Source organism: Methylocystis suflitae (assembly GCF_024448135.1).
GTDB classification, from domain to species: Bacteria; Pseudomonadota; Alphaproteobacteria; order Rhizobiales; family Beijerinckiaceae; genus Methylocystis; species Methylocystis suflitae.
The window spans coordinates 1-14,056 of sequence record NZ_JAMRYX010000212.1 but is presented as its reverse complement, the minus strand read 5'-3'; the positions used below and the strand labels follow the sequence as shown (position 1 = coordinate 14,056).

The window sequence follows — 14,056 nt, the reverse complement described above, 5'->3', positions numbered from 1 at the left end:
TCCCGTCGCCTGGCCCTTGCCGGATTCCCTGCAATACAAAGGCGTGCGACTTGGCGCGACTTGGCGCGTGATTTGCTGAAAATGCGCGGGAGGCGCCCCATGCCAGGCTTTTCAGCAAAAGACTTCCTCGCCGACTGCAATGAGCATTTCGTCATCATCCTCGGCACGAACGAGATCGCCTCCGCGGTCGCGGCGCGATTGACATGGGAGCGGCGCCGGGTGGTTCTCAGCCATGACGCGCACCCGCCGGTCATCCGACGGGGAATGGCCTTTCATGACGCGCTTTATGGAGATCGCGCGGAAGTCGACGGCGTCGTCGCCGATCTGACGCAAACGACGCTGGATGTGGTCGACGTCTTGTCCCGGCCGGGACGCGTCGCCGTTTCGCCCCTTCCCTTGACGGACCTCATCACTCTGCGCGCGCCCGACGTACTGATCGACGCCCGCATGCAAAAGCACCGCGTCACGCCGGATCTGCGCGGGATCGCAGGTCTCGTGATCGGGATGGGTCCAAACTTCACGGCGGGCTGGAACTGCGACGTGGCGATCGAGACTCATCCCGCGCATACGGGCGAATTGCTCGAAAACGGCGCCACGCTGCCTTCAGACGGCGTCGCTCGCGTTCTCGGCGGCGTCGGCAAGGAGCGCTTCATCTATGCGGCGCGCGATGGCGTCTGGCGGACGCCGCTCGACATAGGCGATCGGGTTTTCAAGGATTATCTGCTCGGCCGACTCGACGGCCTTCCCGTCCAGGCGCCGATGGACGGCTTCCTGCGCGGGATCGCGCGCGACGGGGTCCATGCGGCGCGGGGCGTCAAGCTCGTGGAAATCGACCCTCGCGGACGCGCCTCGAACTGGACCGGAACGGACGAACGCGGCCGCGCCATAGCCGAGGCGGTGGTCCGGGCGATCGCCTCCGCGCCGGCGCGGGGACGACGCCCGCTCAGCGCTAAGGTAACGCTTCACTGACCCAAACATCCTGAGCTGCAGTTGCTTCCGGCCGTCCTGCCCTGTATCGGGGCGATGAGGCGGGGCGCTGACATGGCCGAAGGCAAGATCGATGCTTCACTGGCGCTGCGGAGCGAGGGCCGACTCCTTGTCGGCCGCGACCGCGTCAAGCTGTTAGAGGCCGTCGCGGCCCACGGCAGCATCACGAAGGCCGCCAAGGCCGTCGGCTTCAGCTACAAGGCCGCATGGGACGCGGTGAACGCGATCAACAATCTCTTGCCGACGCCCGCCTTCATCACCAAGGCTGGCGGCCGCAGCGGCGGCGGCGCCGAAGTGACAGAGGAAGGACGCCGGCTGATCGCCACCTTCCACCGCCTCGAAGAAAAGCTTGCGCGCATCTCCGAGACGATCGCCGAAGAGGGTCTCGCCGGCGCCGAGGATTTTCTGCTGTGGACCACGGGCATGACCATTTCCGCGCGCAATGTTTTTCGCGCGGAAGTGACTCAGGTCAAGAAGTGGCCTGTCGACGTCGAAGTGACGCTGCGGGTATCGGAAAAGGATACGATCCTGGCGATCGTCACCAATGAATCAGCGGAGCGACTGGGCCTTTCTCGCGGGCGCAAGGCGCTGGCGCTGATCAAGGCGTCCTTCGTCAATCTGGCGCCCGCCGGCGACGCGACCCCGCTGCAGCGCAATTGCTTCCGCGGCGTGGTCACGCAGCGGATAGACGCGGAGCGCAATAGCGAAATCCTGCTCGACGTCGGATTCGGAAAGACGATGACCGCGGTGACGCCGCGCCACCTCGTTGAAGACATGGGACTGAAGGAAGGGGACGCCGCGCTGGCGACCTTCGACGCTGCGGACGTCATTTTGGCGGTGGAATAGCGGCGTCCGAAGAAATCGGCGGCTACAGCGCAACTAGATACGGGCGCGATTCCGCAATAGTCTCTCGGCGGCGCTTTTCGCAGAAGGCGCGGACTCGAAGGAGCATCCTATGAAGCCAGTTTATTTCATTGCCGCGGCCGCATTGTCTTTTTACGCGACGAACGGGCTCGCCGATACGAAGAAGCCGACGTCCAAGTGGACATGCGAGGAATTCCTCGCGGTCGACAACCAATTTCAGCCGAAGGTGATCTACTGGTCCTCTGCGCAGAGCAAGAAAGGGAAGCCGCTCGGAACGGACGTCGATATCGAAGGCACCGAGAAGGTCATTCCCATGGTCATCGACGATTGCAAGAAGGCGCCGCAAGAGTCGTTCTGGAGCAAGCTCAAGAGCGCTTGGAAAAAGGTCGAGGCCGACGCAAAGTCGCTTGGCAAAAAGCTGTAACCTCCCTTGCTGGCCAAATGGAAGGCTGAACAATGCTTGAAACGATCGCGATCATCCTCGTCATCATGTGGCTGCTCGGGCTGGTCTCCTCATATACCCTCGGCGGCTTCATTCACATTCTGCTCGTCATCGCGATCATCGTGATCATTCTGCGCGTCATTCAGGGCCGCAGCATTCTTTAGCGAACGCCGCGCGAGGAACGCTCACGTTTGGCCGACGACCAAGGCGGGGAAGCGGGCGCAACGCTGTTCGCCGGCTTTCCCTCGCGCCCGCTCCACTTCGACTCGAAGCGCGCGAAGCGCGTCTCGAGCTCCCATTGCCGTCTGGCTTTTTCGGAACCGGCCAAGAAACGACGACACTCGGCGGAAGGCGACGTCCCGCCAAGCTGTGCGTTGAGGCAAGCCGAAACGGGGCGCGCCGCGGCAGGATCGCGCCACAGGCTCTCGCCGGGAAGAAAGGCGTAACTCAGACTGTTTCGAGAGAGCTGTTTCAAGTCGCGATAGGAAAGTTGGTAGACGCGCGCGGCGCGCTGATATTCGTGAGTGAGATCGATTCGCGATACGCCCTCGTCGTCGGTCGATAGGGCCGTCGGGACGCCCGCGTTGCGATAGAGCGGGAATGGATGGTCCGCGCCTTCGACGCCGAGAATTTGCGCATTGGACGTGAGATTGATCTCGACCATTATTCCATCGCGCGCCATTCGCGCCATCAGACCTTTAGCGTCGCGCTCGAAGCCGATGTCGACGCCATGGCCGATGCGCCCCGCGCCGGCGACCTCGACCGCTTCGCGGATATGGAAGGTCAGGTCCTTGGGAGGAACGAGCCCCAATGTCAGCTCCCCGGCATGGAGACTGATCCGCGCCTTCGGGTGTCGGCGCCCGACGTCGCCGACGATCCGCATCTGTTCGCTATAATTTCCCAGCGTAATTTCATCGTCCTCAGCCGCGACGAGGTTCAATCCGACAACCAGCCCGTCGCGTGAGGCAAGACGCGCGGCAAGCGCCGTCTGCGCGAACAATTTCGCGCGGTCGACATTGCGATAGACCTGGGCGAGAAACCGTACCGCCACGTCGCATCCGGGCCGACGATGAACCGCGTCGCTGCAGGCGAGTCGCCGGTCCTTGTCGGCGACGACCGCGGCGACGCTCGCAGCCGCGCGCTGGACGAGGTCGCCGAGACCTTTGCCGTCGAGCGCCGCAAGCATTGCGTCGGGATCGTCCTTCCAGCCGATCTGCTCGCCAAGATCGCGCGCCTCGCCCATCAGCGGACTGATCATCAATTCGAGATACAAGACGTTCTGCGCGGCGGCGCGCTCGACGACCTCGGCGAGGGCCGCGCCGACATTATTCCACGTCACGTCTGAGAACCGGAAGAAGCTGTTGAAGAACTGATCATGGCCGCTCACGCGCGCGGTGATGACGTCGCGCATCGACCAGGCGTTGATCGCGTCTCGATAGGCCTGCGTGGAGCGCAGCGCTTCCGCGAGAGGCGGCTTTGATGCGGCGTCGCAGGGCGGCGGCAGCGCGGCCTTGCTCTTGACGTCGAAACACCACCCCTCGGCCCGCGCCCAAGCCAATGCGCTCTCAGCATAGACGGCGCCCGCAAGGTGATTGTGCAAATCGGCGCCTTTCGGCATTTCGACAAGAAAGCTGCGTAGAGCGGCGCCATTGCCGCGCAGGCCTTCCAGCGCCGCAGAGGTGTCGCGCACGGCGGCCGTGCTTGAAATATCGCGCGCATGGGCTGCGCAACCGCCCCACGCGACAGCGAGGACCGCGCAGAACATCCGCAACGACGCGGAGCCCGGCCGGAATTCAGCAAGCGAACGACTGAGACGCGAGGTCATAAGCAGCTCCGAAACGCGATCCACTGCGGCTTCTTAGCGCACCGCAAAGGCCTCCGGCATTCAACGACGCAAAACAATTTTTTGCAAAGGAAGCTTGCTCATTTCAGTCGATCTATGACAAGAGTGTTGCTCACCATCTTGGGGAAGCCAAATTTGGCCAATGTCGATGTCGTGGTCGCGCAAAAACTCAACCTACAAGCTGTTTCGCATTCTTTTCATCAACTTTGGACTGCTCGTCAGTCTCGTCGTCGTTACGGAGATTGTTCTTCATCTCGTCTACACGGGCGGCAATCCATTTCTGGCGCCTGTGAAAAACGAGTTGAGGGTTCGCGATCCGCATTACACCCATGGCCTGAAGCCCAATTTTAACGGCTTCGACGCCTGGGGCTCCAATATAGTTCCCATTTTTACCAACTCACTGGGCTTTAGAGACGCCGCCGTACGCAGCGTGCCGATGACGGTGGACCGCAAGCGCGTCATCTTTATCGGCGACTCCTTCACTGAGAGTCCCGGCGTCCCCTATGAACAGTCTTTTGTTGGCCTTTTCGCGCAGGCTTTTCCCGCAATCGATGTGTTGAATGCGGGAGTTTCAAGCTATGCGCCGTCCGTCTATTACGAGAAACTCAAATATTTCCTCGACGCTGGCCTCAAGTTCGACGAGGCTGTGGTTTACATTGATATCTCCGACATACAGGACGAAGGCGTTTTCTATTCGTATGATCAAAATGGCGTATTGCAGATGGGCGTGTTTCAGCCCACTGCAAACGTTTGTTCCCCTGTCCCGCTGCCGCCGCTGCCACAACCACCAAAGAGGTGGTGGGAGAAAGTCTCTTATATGGGGGAGTTCCTTGGCCAGATGCGCTACTCAGCGGAGTTGGCGAGAGCGCTCGGGCGAGCGACCTTCGAGGAACTTTCAAAATCGGGCGTCGTCTACAGCCCCGATTACACGCGTGCAAGCTGGACATATAGCGAGAATTCAAGCTGCTATGGCCCATTAGGGATCGACGCGTCTATCGAAAAGGCGAAGAAGCAATTGGATCGCCTCTACGAACTCCTGTCGTCGCGCGGGATCGCGCTTTCGGTCGGGGTCTATCCATGGCCGCAGCAGCTGCTCTACGACGTTGAAAATTCGCGGCAAGCGCGCGTCTGGCGCGACTGGTGCGCCGGCAAATGCAGGAAATTTTTCGATCACTTTCCCGACTTTTTCGCCTATAAAACGCAAGATCCTGATTTCATTAGATCGTTGTATTTTTGGGGAGACTTTCACTTCAACGCGAAGGGCAACGCGCTCCTGGCGAACGGTCTCATTAAGAATTACGAATGAGGGCGCGGGGAGCGAAGCCATACGGCAAGTCATGGGAAGGTCATGGGAAATTTGCGGTTCGCCAGCCTTGCAGATAATTTGTCGTTGAGGCGACTTGGGGGGTCTCGTCTGAATGTCGCATGAGGACTTTTCGAGAGACCGTTTCGCCGCCATGGGGTCCGATCGATCGTTCGGTCTGGTGATCGCCGCGGCGATTGCGATCATCAGCATGTTGCCGCTTCGGCACGGCGAGGCGCCTCATTTATGGGGGCTCGCCGCAGCGCTTGGTTTCGCCGCGGCGGCGTTCCTCGCGCCAGCCAAACTGCGGCCGCTGAACCGACTGTGGCACCAGCTGGGCTTGGCGCTGCACAAAATCACCAACCCGATCATCATGGGCGTCCTGTTCTTTGGAGTGATCCTCCCGATCGCGGTGATTTTCCGACTGCGCCGCGCCGATCCGCTCAAACTTTCGTTCGACAAGAACGCGACTTCCTACTGGACCATGCGCGATACGCCCGAAGGGGCGAGCGACATGAGCAAGCAGTTCTGAGGAGAGAGATAAATGAGCTTCCTGCTCGAACTTTGGGATTATCTCAAGACCAGTAAGAAATACTGGATGGCGCCGGTTCTGGTTATCATGCTGCTGATCGGCGCGCTGATCGTTCTGCAGGGCACTGCGGTCGCTCCGTTCATCTATACGCTCTTTTAAAGCGCGATGCGGATACTTGGCATCTCCGCCTTCTACCACGACAGCGCAGCGGCCGTGGTGGAGGACGGCAAAATTATCGCCGCCGCTCAGGAAGAGCGATTCTCGCGCAAAAAGCACGACTCGCGCTTTCCGCGTCACGCGATCGACTACTGTCTTGAAGCGGCCGGCGCCACGCCTCAAGACATAGATTTCGTCGCCTTCTACGACAAGCCGTTCATCAAATTCGAGCGGCTGCTGGAAACCTACATCGCCTTTGCGCCGCGCGGATTCCAGTCGTTCAAAATGTCGCTGCCTCTCTGGCTGCGCGAAAAGCTCTTTCAAAAATCGCTGCTGTTGAAAGAGATGAAGGCCTATTCGGCGGATGTCGACTGGGCGAAAAGGCTGCTGTTCGCCGAGCATCACTTCAGCCACGCCGCCAGCGCTTTCTACCCCTCTCCGTTCAAGGACGCGATCGTTCTAACGATGGATGGGGTCGGCGAGTGGGCGACGACGTCGGTCGCTTTCGGCAGCGACAATCAACTGACCATGCAGCGCGAATTGCGCTTCCCGCATTCGCTCGGCCTGCTGTATTCGGCGTTCACATATTACACCGGGTTCAAGGTGAACTCCGGCGAATACAAGCTGATGGGCCTTGCCCCTTATGGCGAGCCGAAATACGCCGAGTTGATCCTGGACAATTTGATCGACCTCAAGCAGGACGGCACCTTTCGGCTCGATCAGTCGTATTTCGACTATTGCACCGGCTTGCGGATGACCAACGCCAAGTTCGACGAACTGTTCGGCGGCCCGGCGCGCAAGCCCGAAGAACTATTGACGCAGCGGCACATGGATATCGCCGCCTCGATACAGGCGGTGACTGAGGAGATCGTCCTTCGGCTCACCCGCGCGCTCGCCAAAGAGACCGGCGCGCGCAATCTTTGTCTCGCCGGCGGCGTGGCGCTGAATTGCGTCGCGAATGGAAAGCTGCTGCGTGACGGCAGCTTTGACCAGATTTGGATTCAGCCGGCGGCCGGCGACGCTGGCGGCGCGCTCGGCGCCGCACTCGCGGCTTACTATGGGTACAAGAAAAATTCCCGAAGCCTCAACGGCGGCGGCGACGCCATGCGCGGCTCCTATCTCGGTCCTTCGTTTCCGCAAGCCGAGATCGAGCGCCGGCTGCGCGCCGTTGGCGCCAGATTCGAGGCGATGGCGGAAGGCGATCTCATAGAAGCGGCGGCGCGGGATCTCGCCGACGAGAAAGCGGTTGGTTGGTTTCAAGGCCGAATGGAATTCGGGCCTCGAGCTCTTGGCGGACGGTCGATTTTAGGCGACCCACGTTCCGAAACGATGCAGAAAACGCTCAATCTCAAAATCAAATATCGCGAATCATTTCGGCCCTTCGCACCCTCGGTGTTGCGTGAGGATGTCGCGGACTGGTTCGAGCTCGAAGGCGACTCTCCCTACATGCTGCTCGTCGCCGACGTCGCCGCAAAACATCGTCACGCAATGACGACCGAGCAGCAGAATCTGTTTGGCATCGACAAGCTCAATGTTCCGCGCAGCTCCATTCCGGCCGTGACCCACGTCGATTATTCCGCGCGAATTCAGACCGTGCATCAGGAGACGAATCCGCGCTATCACGCGCTGCTTTCGGCGTTCAAGCGATTGACCGCCTGTCCCGTTCTCGTCAATACGAGCTTCAATGTGCGCGGCGAACCCATCGTCTGCACCCCAGAGGACGCATTCGGCTGCTTCATGGGCACGGAGATGGACACTCTGGTGATCGGCGATTGTTATCTTCGCAAAGACGATCAGGACGCATCGCTCAAGCACGATTATAAAGAAAAGTTCGAACTGGACTGACTTCTGAGCGCGCGGGATTCCGCACTCCGTCAGGATCTCATCTGCAAATCTCGCTAAGCGATCGCTGTTGACTTAAATGTCGTTCGGCGCCGACGGCTTGGCGACGCCGTTCTATGCACAGGAAAGGAACGCCGCTCAGCTTGACGGATTGTTTAAAGCCGCGTCTCTTTTTCGGAGACTGCCTAAACGCCTGTGATTGCATCGATTTTTTTCATTGATGGAGCGGCAAATGGATTTCGATCGCGTCAACCGGGAAAGTCTTGTCCACCATCTTCGCGACGCCCTGCCGCTCTCCGCTCGCCCCCGGCCGGCGCTCCTCGCATTTCTACGCGCGCGCGGCGCGATCGGGAGAAGCGCGCCGCGGCTCGTCGTCGTCGACATCTTCGATGCGGGCGGACAGCAGGGGTTGATGTGCCGCTTCGAGATCGCCGGTGAAACCGACGCCCCAAGTTTCGTCGCGCAGTTGACGCAACTTGCGCTCGATCGGAGACATCCGCTGGCGCAGCGGCTCGCCGAGCGTCGACGGCGTGCGCCGCGCACGGGAGCGGCCTGAGACGACTGCGCCTATGTTGTCTCGACCCGTACGCCGCCTGCAGCGAACGTCGCCGTCAGCATCCCCGGCGTCGAGTGCGCCCGTCCGCATCTCCCCTCACGATCGACAAGGATGAGGCCGCCGCGGCCGTCCACTCTGTCGACGAGATAGCGTATCGCCGCGCGAGCGGCGTCTTCAGCCTGCATTGAACGAAATTCAACGAAGCAGGCGGCCGTGCGCGCCAGCGCAGTGCGGATGAAATCCTCGCCGACTCCGGTGCAGGACACCGCGCAACTGACATTATCGGCGAATGTTCCCGCGCCGATGAGCGGCGAATCGCCGACGCGGCCGAAACGCTGGTTCACGACGCCGCCTGTCGATGTCGCCGCCGCAAGATCGCCGTTGCGATCGCGTGCGACGGCGCCCACCGTGCCAAGTTTCGTATCGGCCGTGTCGGAATGATCGAGCGCGGTCTCGTGCTTTCGCTTCGCCTTGGCGAGCTGCGCGACGCGTTCCTTCGTCCGGAAATAATCTTCGCTTTCGAACGATAACTGCCTCTCTCGCGCGAAGCGCTCGGCGCCGGCGCCGACGAGCAGCACATGGCCGCTCTTTCCCATCACCTCATATGCAAGGCGCACCGGATTTCTGACGCCGCGAACCGCCGCGACGGCGCCCGCCTTGAGTGTGCGCCCGTCCATAATCGACGCGTCGCACAATGCGGCGCCTTCGGCGTTGAGCACGGAACCCCGACCGGCGTTGTAAAGCGGATCGTCTTCGAGCAGCGCGACGCAGTGAACGACCGTATCCAGCGCCGACGATCCCTCTGCGAGAAGGCCGGCGCCCGATTCAACTATCGCGCGCAGGGAGGCCTGATAACGATGCGGATCGCGGATCGCGCCGGCGCCGCCATGGATCATCAGCGAGACGTCGGTCATCTCCCAACCCACCGCTTGTCGATGCGTCTCAAGCCTGCGCTATAGTCTTGCGCCGCAAACCTCTGGAGTGAACGCCATGCGCAACACATTGCTTCTTTCCTTGATCTTCGTAGCCCTTGTCGCGCCGGCGGCGTCCGAGACGTCGATCATAGGCAAAAAGGACGGAAAGGACATCGTGACGGTGCGCGTCGGCGAAGCCTCACAATCCAAACAGGCGCTCCCGATCTTCCCTGGAATTTCTACAAAGACCGCCGGCGCAAAAGGGCTGTCTCTATTGAAAGTCGTTATTCCTCCCGGCGGCAAGGCGCAGGCCCACACGCACAAGGGGCACGAGTCCGCGATCTATCTGTTGCAAGGACGCGTCGAGACGCGGTACGGAAAAAACCTGGAAAAGAGCGTCGTGAACGTCGCCGGTGATTTCATTTTCATTCCTCCTGACGTGCCGCATCAGCCCGTGAACTTGAGCGACAGCGAAGCAGCGATCGCAATCGTCGCCCGCAACGACGGCGACGAGCAGGAGCATGTCATTCTCTATCCGATGAAAAAATAGTCGGCGCCAATCTTTTGCTCACTGCGAACTGCGCCTTGGCTTCTTGAAAGCAAGTCTCGACGGGAAAGAGCCGTCGAGGCCTTTCGCACAAACCATTCATTTGAAGGAAGACAGGGGCCAAAAAGCGCTTATGAAGCTCGTTATGTTGACTGCCGCCTCATGTGTCGTCCGAAAGCGTCATGATGACTAAATGACGATGCGGTTTAACGACATGAAGTTGAAGCCGATAAATTGCAGGCGATGACGCCCGAGCGTTGCGCCTGTCAAAGCGCGCGCCAATTATGTAGGCGCTCCCTTCGGACATAGCGATCAGGAGTAGCTCATGCCCCGGTTTGCGGCTTTCCGAAACGATTCCGCTCAGGAATTCGATTCGCCGACGCAAAACGCGTTTGTTTCTGCGTCATCAAATTTGTCCCAAGACGCGCGCATCTTGATTGTCAGCGACACGCGCCTTTTTAGCGAAGCGCTTGGCTTACGTCTGAGCCAGCACGCGGGAATGTCCGTCGTCTCCGTCGTCGCGTGCGGCGCTGCTCTGGCGGCGGCGGCTCAATCTGAACTTGACATTGTGCTGCTTGACGTTGGCGAACTGGAAGCGCTCGCGATTGCGCAAGCTCTCGGCGCGCAACATCGAGATCTGCAGATCGTCGCCATCGGCGCGCCGGCGTCGGCTGGCGCAGCATTGGCGGCCGCTTGTCCATCGATCGCCGGCGTCATTCCACGCGAGGGCTCGATTGAAGATGTTGTCGAACTGCTGGAGCGACTGACCGCGGCGCCGGCGATTCCATCGGTCGAAGAGCGTCCGGCTATCGGCAAGGAGTCGCACTCGTCCGGCGCGGACGCAAAGAATACGCTTACAACGCGCGAGCACGAAATTCTCGAACTGATCGAGCGGGGGCTGTCGAACAAGGAGATCGCCCGTCGGCTACGCATTGAGCTCGGCACGGTGAAGAATCACGTGCACAATGTTCTACAGAAGCTGCAGGTGCGCGGTCGCGGCGAAGCGGCTCACTCGATGCGAAAGCGCTCCTCCGCAGATCACGGAGGAGCGCTTCATTCGCCGATCGATCGAGGACCGCTCGTGCTTGCGACTAAATAAGACCCGCGGCCCGCAGCTGCATCATGCGCTGGATGATCGCCGGATTGATCCTTTGCATCATTGCAGGGTCGACGGCCCACGGAGCTGGCGCGCCCAGCGGAGCGAATCCATCGATCATCGCTCCCGCGGGAGCCAGTCCCGCGCCAGCCGGCGCCGCTGCGCCCATTGGCTGAGTTGCGGCCAGACTGGGCACGCGCTCGAAATCGGGCGCCCCGACGCCTTCGCGCGTGGAGTCGCCGAGATAGCGGACGCCGGATGAGGCCAACAGCGAGAAGAGCTGCGCAACGCGTTGCTCATTGCGCGCCGCCCGCGCCCCTGCGAGAAGCGGATGGTGCGCGAGAAGCAGCGCCGCCATGCCGGTGACGTGAGGCGTCGCCATCGAGGTGCCGTCCCACGCCGCATATCCGCCGCCAGGCACGGTCGAGACGATCGCCACGCCGGGCGCCGCGACAGTGATCTGCGGCCCAAAGCACGTGAATTTCGGCGAGAACATTGTCCCAGCGACAAGTTGCGGAACGACGGTCTGAGCGTGGTAGCTGTCGGAAGGAAATTCGTCCAGCTTACCGAGCGCGGCGACCGACAGCACCGTTGGCAGCATGCCGGGAAACTGCACAGGTCCGCTGGAGTTTCCGGCGGCGACGATGCAGGCGACGCCGCTTTGACGCGCTTCGGCGATCTTCTGCGCAACGAGTTCGGAAGGATCGCCGCTGCCCAGACTCATATTGACGACGTCGAGCTGCCGTTCGATGCATTCGTCGAGCGCGTCGATGAGATCGCTGAAACGACCGCCGGGAAACACTTTCAACGCGTGAACTTCCGCCTTCGGCGCAAAGCCGCGAATGCCGGCGACGCCGTCGGAGGCGGCCGTAATGATTCCGGCGCAATGCGTGCCGTGGCCGATTAGATCGTTCGACCAACTCGTCTTGTCGCCGCCATTGGTGAGATCGGCGCCGCGCGTCACATGGCGCAATTGCGGGTGCGCGCTGTCGCAACCCGAATCGATGATGCCGATCTTGACGCCGGAGCCAGTGAACGAAGGATCAAGCCGGTCCAGCTTCATCAGGCGCTGACCCCAGCCGACCATCCCGCTTTGAGGGAAGCCGTTGAAGCTTTCCGTCAGCGGACGCAACTGCACAGTGTTCATCGCGCCGGCCTGAAGCGCTGGCGCGCGCAGCATCCGATCCCAGTGATCGGCGGAAGGTTTGACGTAAATCGCCTGGATGGTCTCGATCGGTCCGCCGAAAACCGTCACGACGACTTCGCCGCGCTCATTGGTGACGCCCTGGCCCGGAAAGCCCTGGCCATAGACATAGACCGTGGCCTTCGGCAGCGGCTTGCCGCCAACGCCGACGACGCGCAGCTGCACGTCGACTCCAACGCCCGCGGCGATCGGCATGACTCCGTTGAAGTCGAAGGGCCGAAAATCATCCGAGGCGCGAAGAAAGGCGTCGCGCTCCACGACGACATTGGGAGGCGCCGACGCCTGCAGCGCTGCGCCGCGCGCAGGGTCCATCTCGGCGACGAGAATTTCCGGCGTCTGAGAAGACGGCCCGCCGGCTGAAAAGGCGGTGAGCCCGCGCGGCTGGATCCGCCGCACAATCTTAACGTCGGGCAGCGCGCTGGCCAGATCCATCGCCGAAGCGGGCGCGAACCCGGGCACGCGCCGCGAGGCGATCATGAAGCGCTCCGTTGGCGCAATCGCCGTCGGCTCCACGCGCGTATCGGCGCCATTGGGCGACGGCGCCGCACGCCCGGAACTCTGACCGTTCGGCGCAGGATTAGCAGTATCGGGACCAGCCATTTCGACTCTCCTAATAAAATCAAGCCGGCCTGCGCATCGCTATGAAGCACGCGGCGCCGGCGCTAAAATGGTTTCAGCGGAGCGTTTGGTTCAATGATCAGGGTCGCGCCAAATTGTTCGCGCAGATGACTTGCGCTCGCCGCCGGCAGAGCGACGACCAGCCTGGGTTGACCGGCCTTGCCGGCGCGCTGAAGAATTGCGGCGCCGGGAACAGACTGCATCGCCTGTTCGAAAGCGGCCAAATCCTCTGCGCTCGCCGCGTTGCGTGGCGCCACCAGAAATTGATCGATGCCGTTCGTTGCGCTCATGATTTCGTGATCCTGATCTCTTGAGGGCTCCCGGGCCGAAGAATCGGCCCGGAAGCGGCAGCAGATCATCCTTCACACGTCGCGTCGATTGCGCGGCTCAGACGTCAGCCGTACATCGGCGCCTGCATCTGCGGCACGTAATAGACGGGCTGCGGCGCAGCGTCGAACGGCAGGAAGCGCTGAGCGAGACCGCCCACCGTGCCGCCGATCGTCTGGCCGAGTCCGGCGTTGCCGAAGCGGCCGCCGATGAAGCCGCCAAGCGGCGCGCCGATCGCGCCAAGCGCATCGCCGACGATTCCCTGCGGCGCGAACCCAGGCGCAGCCGTCTGGGGGACATAATAAGTTCCAGCCTGTGGGCCAGCTTCGAACGGCAGGAAGCGCTGGGCCAATCCGCCCACCACATTGCCAACCGTCTGGCCTGCGCCGGCGTTGCCGAAGCGTCCGCCGATCCAGTTGCCAACCCGGCCCCCGACCGCGCCGAGCGCATCGCCGATGAAGCCCTGCGGAACGAAAACCGGCTCCGCTTCGAACGGCAGGAAGCGCTGAGCAAGTCCGCCCACCGTGCCGCCGATCGTCTGGCCGAGACCGGCGTTGCCGAAGCGGCCGCCGATGAAGCCGCCGAGCGGCGCGCCGATCGCGCCAAGCGCGTCGCCGACGATTCCCTGCGGCGCGAACACAGGCGCAGCTTCGAACGGCAGGAAGCGCTGGGCAAGGCCGCCCACCGTGCCGCCGATCGTCTGGCCGAGACCAGCATTGCCGAAGCGGCCGCCGATGAAGCCGCCGAGCGGCGCGCCGATCGCGCCAAGCGCATCGCCGACGATCCCCTGCGGCGCGAATACAGGCGCCGCTTCGAACGGCAGGA

15 protein-coding genes and 1 pseudogene are annotated in these 14,056 nt (G+C 61.8%); 11 read left to right on the top strand and 5 right to left on the bottom strand.

All coding sequences use genetic code 11. From position 1 onward, the window contains the following. The first annotated feature begins 99 nt into the window (after nucleotides 1-99). From NEI07_RS16305 to NEI07_RS16290, 4 genes are all read left to right on the top strand, one after another. Entirely contained in the window at nucleotides 100-969 is an 870-nt protein-coding gene (locus tag NEI07_RS16305; RefSeq protein WP_256035985.1) for a xanthine dehydrogenase, read from the top strand. Between the two features lie 72 nt (nucleotides 970-1,041). Then, nucleotides 1,042-1,833 carry a TOBE domain-containing protein gene (locus tag NEI07_RS16300; protein ID WP_256035983.1) on the top strand — a complete coding sequence of 264 codons (792 nt, stop codon included), beginning with the start codon at nucleotides 1,042-1,044 and terminating at the stop codon, nucleotides 1,831-1,833. A 109-nt stretch (nucleotides 1,834-1,942) separates the two neighbouring features. Next, a complete protein-coding gene (gene hdeA, locus NEI07_RS16295; RefSeq protein WP_256035982.1) occupies nucleotides 1,943-2,275 on the top strand; it encodes an acid-activated periplasmic chaperone HdeA in 333 nt (110 codons plus the stop codon). 32 nt (nucleotides 2,276-2,307) lie between these two features. After that, nucleotides 2,308-2,457, top strand: a complete 150-nt coding sequence (locus NEI07_RS16290; RefSeq protein ID WP_256035979.1) for a lmo0937 family membrane protein — start codon at nucleotides 2,308-2,310, stop codon at nucleotides 2,455-2,457. On the opposite strand, the gene NEI07_RS16285 is transcribed toward NEI07_RS16290, so the two are convergent. Continuing rightward, the gene (locus tag NEI07_RS16285; protein WP_256035977.1) at nucleotides 2,454-4,118 is read right to left on the bottom strand and encodes an adenosine deaminase family protein; all 1,665 of its coding nucleotides are present in this window, start codon (nucleotides 4,116-4,118) and stop codon (nucleotides 2,454-2,456) included. The genes NEI07_RS16290 and NEI07_RS16285 overlap by 4 nt on opposite strands. A 160-nt stretch (nucleotides 4,119-4,278) precedes the next feature. On the opposite strand from NEI07_RS16285, the gene NEI07_RS16280 reads away from it, so the two are divergent. From NEI07_RS16280 to NEI07_RS16260, 5 genes are all read left to right on the top strand, one after another. Next, nucleotides 4,279-5,442 carry an SGNH/GDSL hydrolase family protein gene (locus NEI07_RS16280; RefSeq protein WP_256035975.1) on the top strand — a complete coding sequence of 388 codons (1,164 nt, stop codon included), beginning with the start codon at nucleotides 4,279-4,281 and terminating at the stop codon, nucleotides 5,440-5,442. A 112-nt stretch (nucleotides 5,443-5,554) separates the two neighbouring features. After that, a complete protein-coding gene (locus NEI07_RS16275) occupies nucleotides 5,555-5,971 on the top strand; it encodes an SxtJ family membrane protein (protein ID WP_256035973.1) in 417 nt (138 codons plus the stop codon). A gap of 12 nt (nucleotides 5,972-5,983) precedes the next feature. After that, nucleotides 5,984-6,130, top strand: coding sequence for a DUF5989 family protein (locus NEI07_RS16270; RefSeq protein WP_014891398.1), 147 nt, complete (start codon nucleotides 5,984-5,986; stop codon nucleotides 6,128-6,130). Between the two features lie 6 nt (nucleotides 6,131-6,136). Next, a complete protein-coding gene (locus NEI07_RS16265; RefSeq protein ID WP_256035972.1) occupies nucleotides 6,137-7,972 on the top strand; it encodes a carbamoyltransferase family protein in 1,836 nt (611 codons plus the stop codon). A gap of 229 nt (nucleotides 7,973-8,201) precedes the next feature. Then, on the top strand, nucleotides 8,202-8,525 hold the full coding sequence (locus NEI07_RS16260) for a hypothetical protein (RefSeq protein WP_256035971.1): 324 nt from the start codon (nucleotides 8,202-8,204) through the stop codon (nucleotides 8,523-8,525). A gap of 11 nt (nucleotides 8,526-8,536) precedes the next feature. Here the strand turns inward: NEI07_RS16260 and NEI07_RS16255 are convergent, their stop codons facing one another. Next, on the bottom strand, nucleotides 8,537-9,439 hold the full coding sequence (locus NEI07_RS16255; RefSeq protein ID WP_256035970.1) for an isoaspartyl peptidase/L-asparaginase family protein: 903 nt from the start codon (nucleotides 9,437-9,439) through the stop codon (nucleotides 8,537-8,539). A 175-nt stretch (nucleotides 9,440-9,614) separates the two neighbouring features. Here NEI07_RS16255 and NEI07_RS16250 point away from each other — a divergent pair, with 175 nt between their 5' ends. After that, nucleotides 9,615-9,989: a cupin domain-containing protein gene (locus NEI07_RS16250; RefSeq protein WP_256035969.1), complete on the top strand. Its 375-nt coding sequence runs from the start codon at nucleotides 9,615-9,617 to the stop codon at nucleotides 9,987-9,989. 496 nt (nucleotides 9,990-10,485) lie between these two features. Beyond that, on the top strand, nucleotides 10,486-11,085 hold the full coding sequence (locus NEI07_RS16245) for a helix-turn-helix transcriptional regulator (RefSeq protein WP_256035968.1): 600 nt from the start codon (nucleotides 10,486-10,488) through the stop codon (nucleotides 11,083-11,085). Here NEI07_RS16245 and NEI07_RS16240 read toward each other — a convergent pair. From NEI07_RS16240 to NEI07_RS16230, 3 genes and pseudogenes are all read right to left on the bottom strand, one after another. Further along, nucleotides 11,078-12,886, bottom strand: a complete 1,809-nt coding sequence (locus NEI07_RS16240; RefSeq protein ID WP_256035967.1) for a S8 family serine peptidase — start codon at nucleotides 12,884-12,886, stop codon at nucleotides 11,078-11,080. The genes NEI07_RS16245 and NEI07_RS16240 overlap by 8 nt on opposite strands. 62 nt (nucleotides 12,887-12,948) lie before the next feature. Continuing rightward, nucleotides 12,949-13,194, bottom strand: a complete 246-nt coding sequence (locus NEI07_RS16235) for a hypothetical protein (protein WP_256035966.1) — start codon at nucleotides 13,192-13,194, stop codon at nucleotides 12,949-12,951. 104 nt (nucleotides 13,195-13,298) lie between these two features. After that, a pseudogene (locus NEI07_RS16230) lies at nucleotides 13,299-14,056 on the bottom strand (complement resistance protein TraT); the annotation flags it as partial.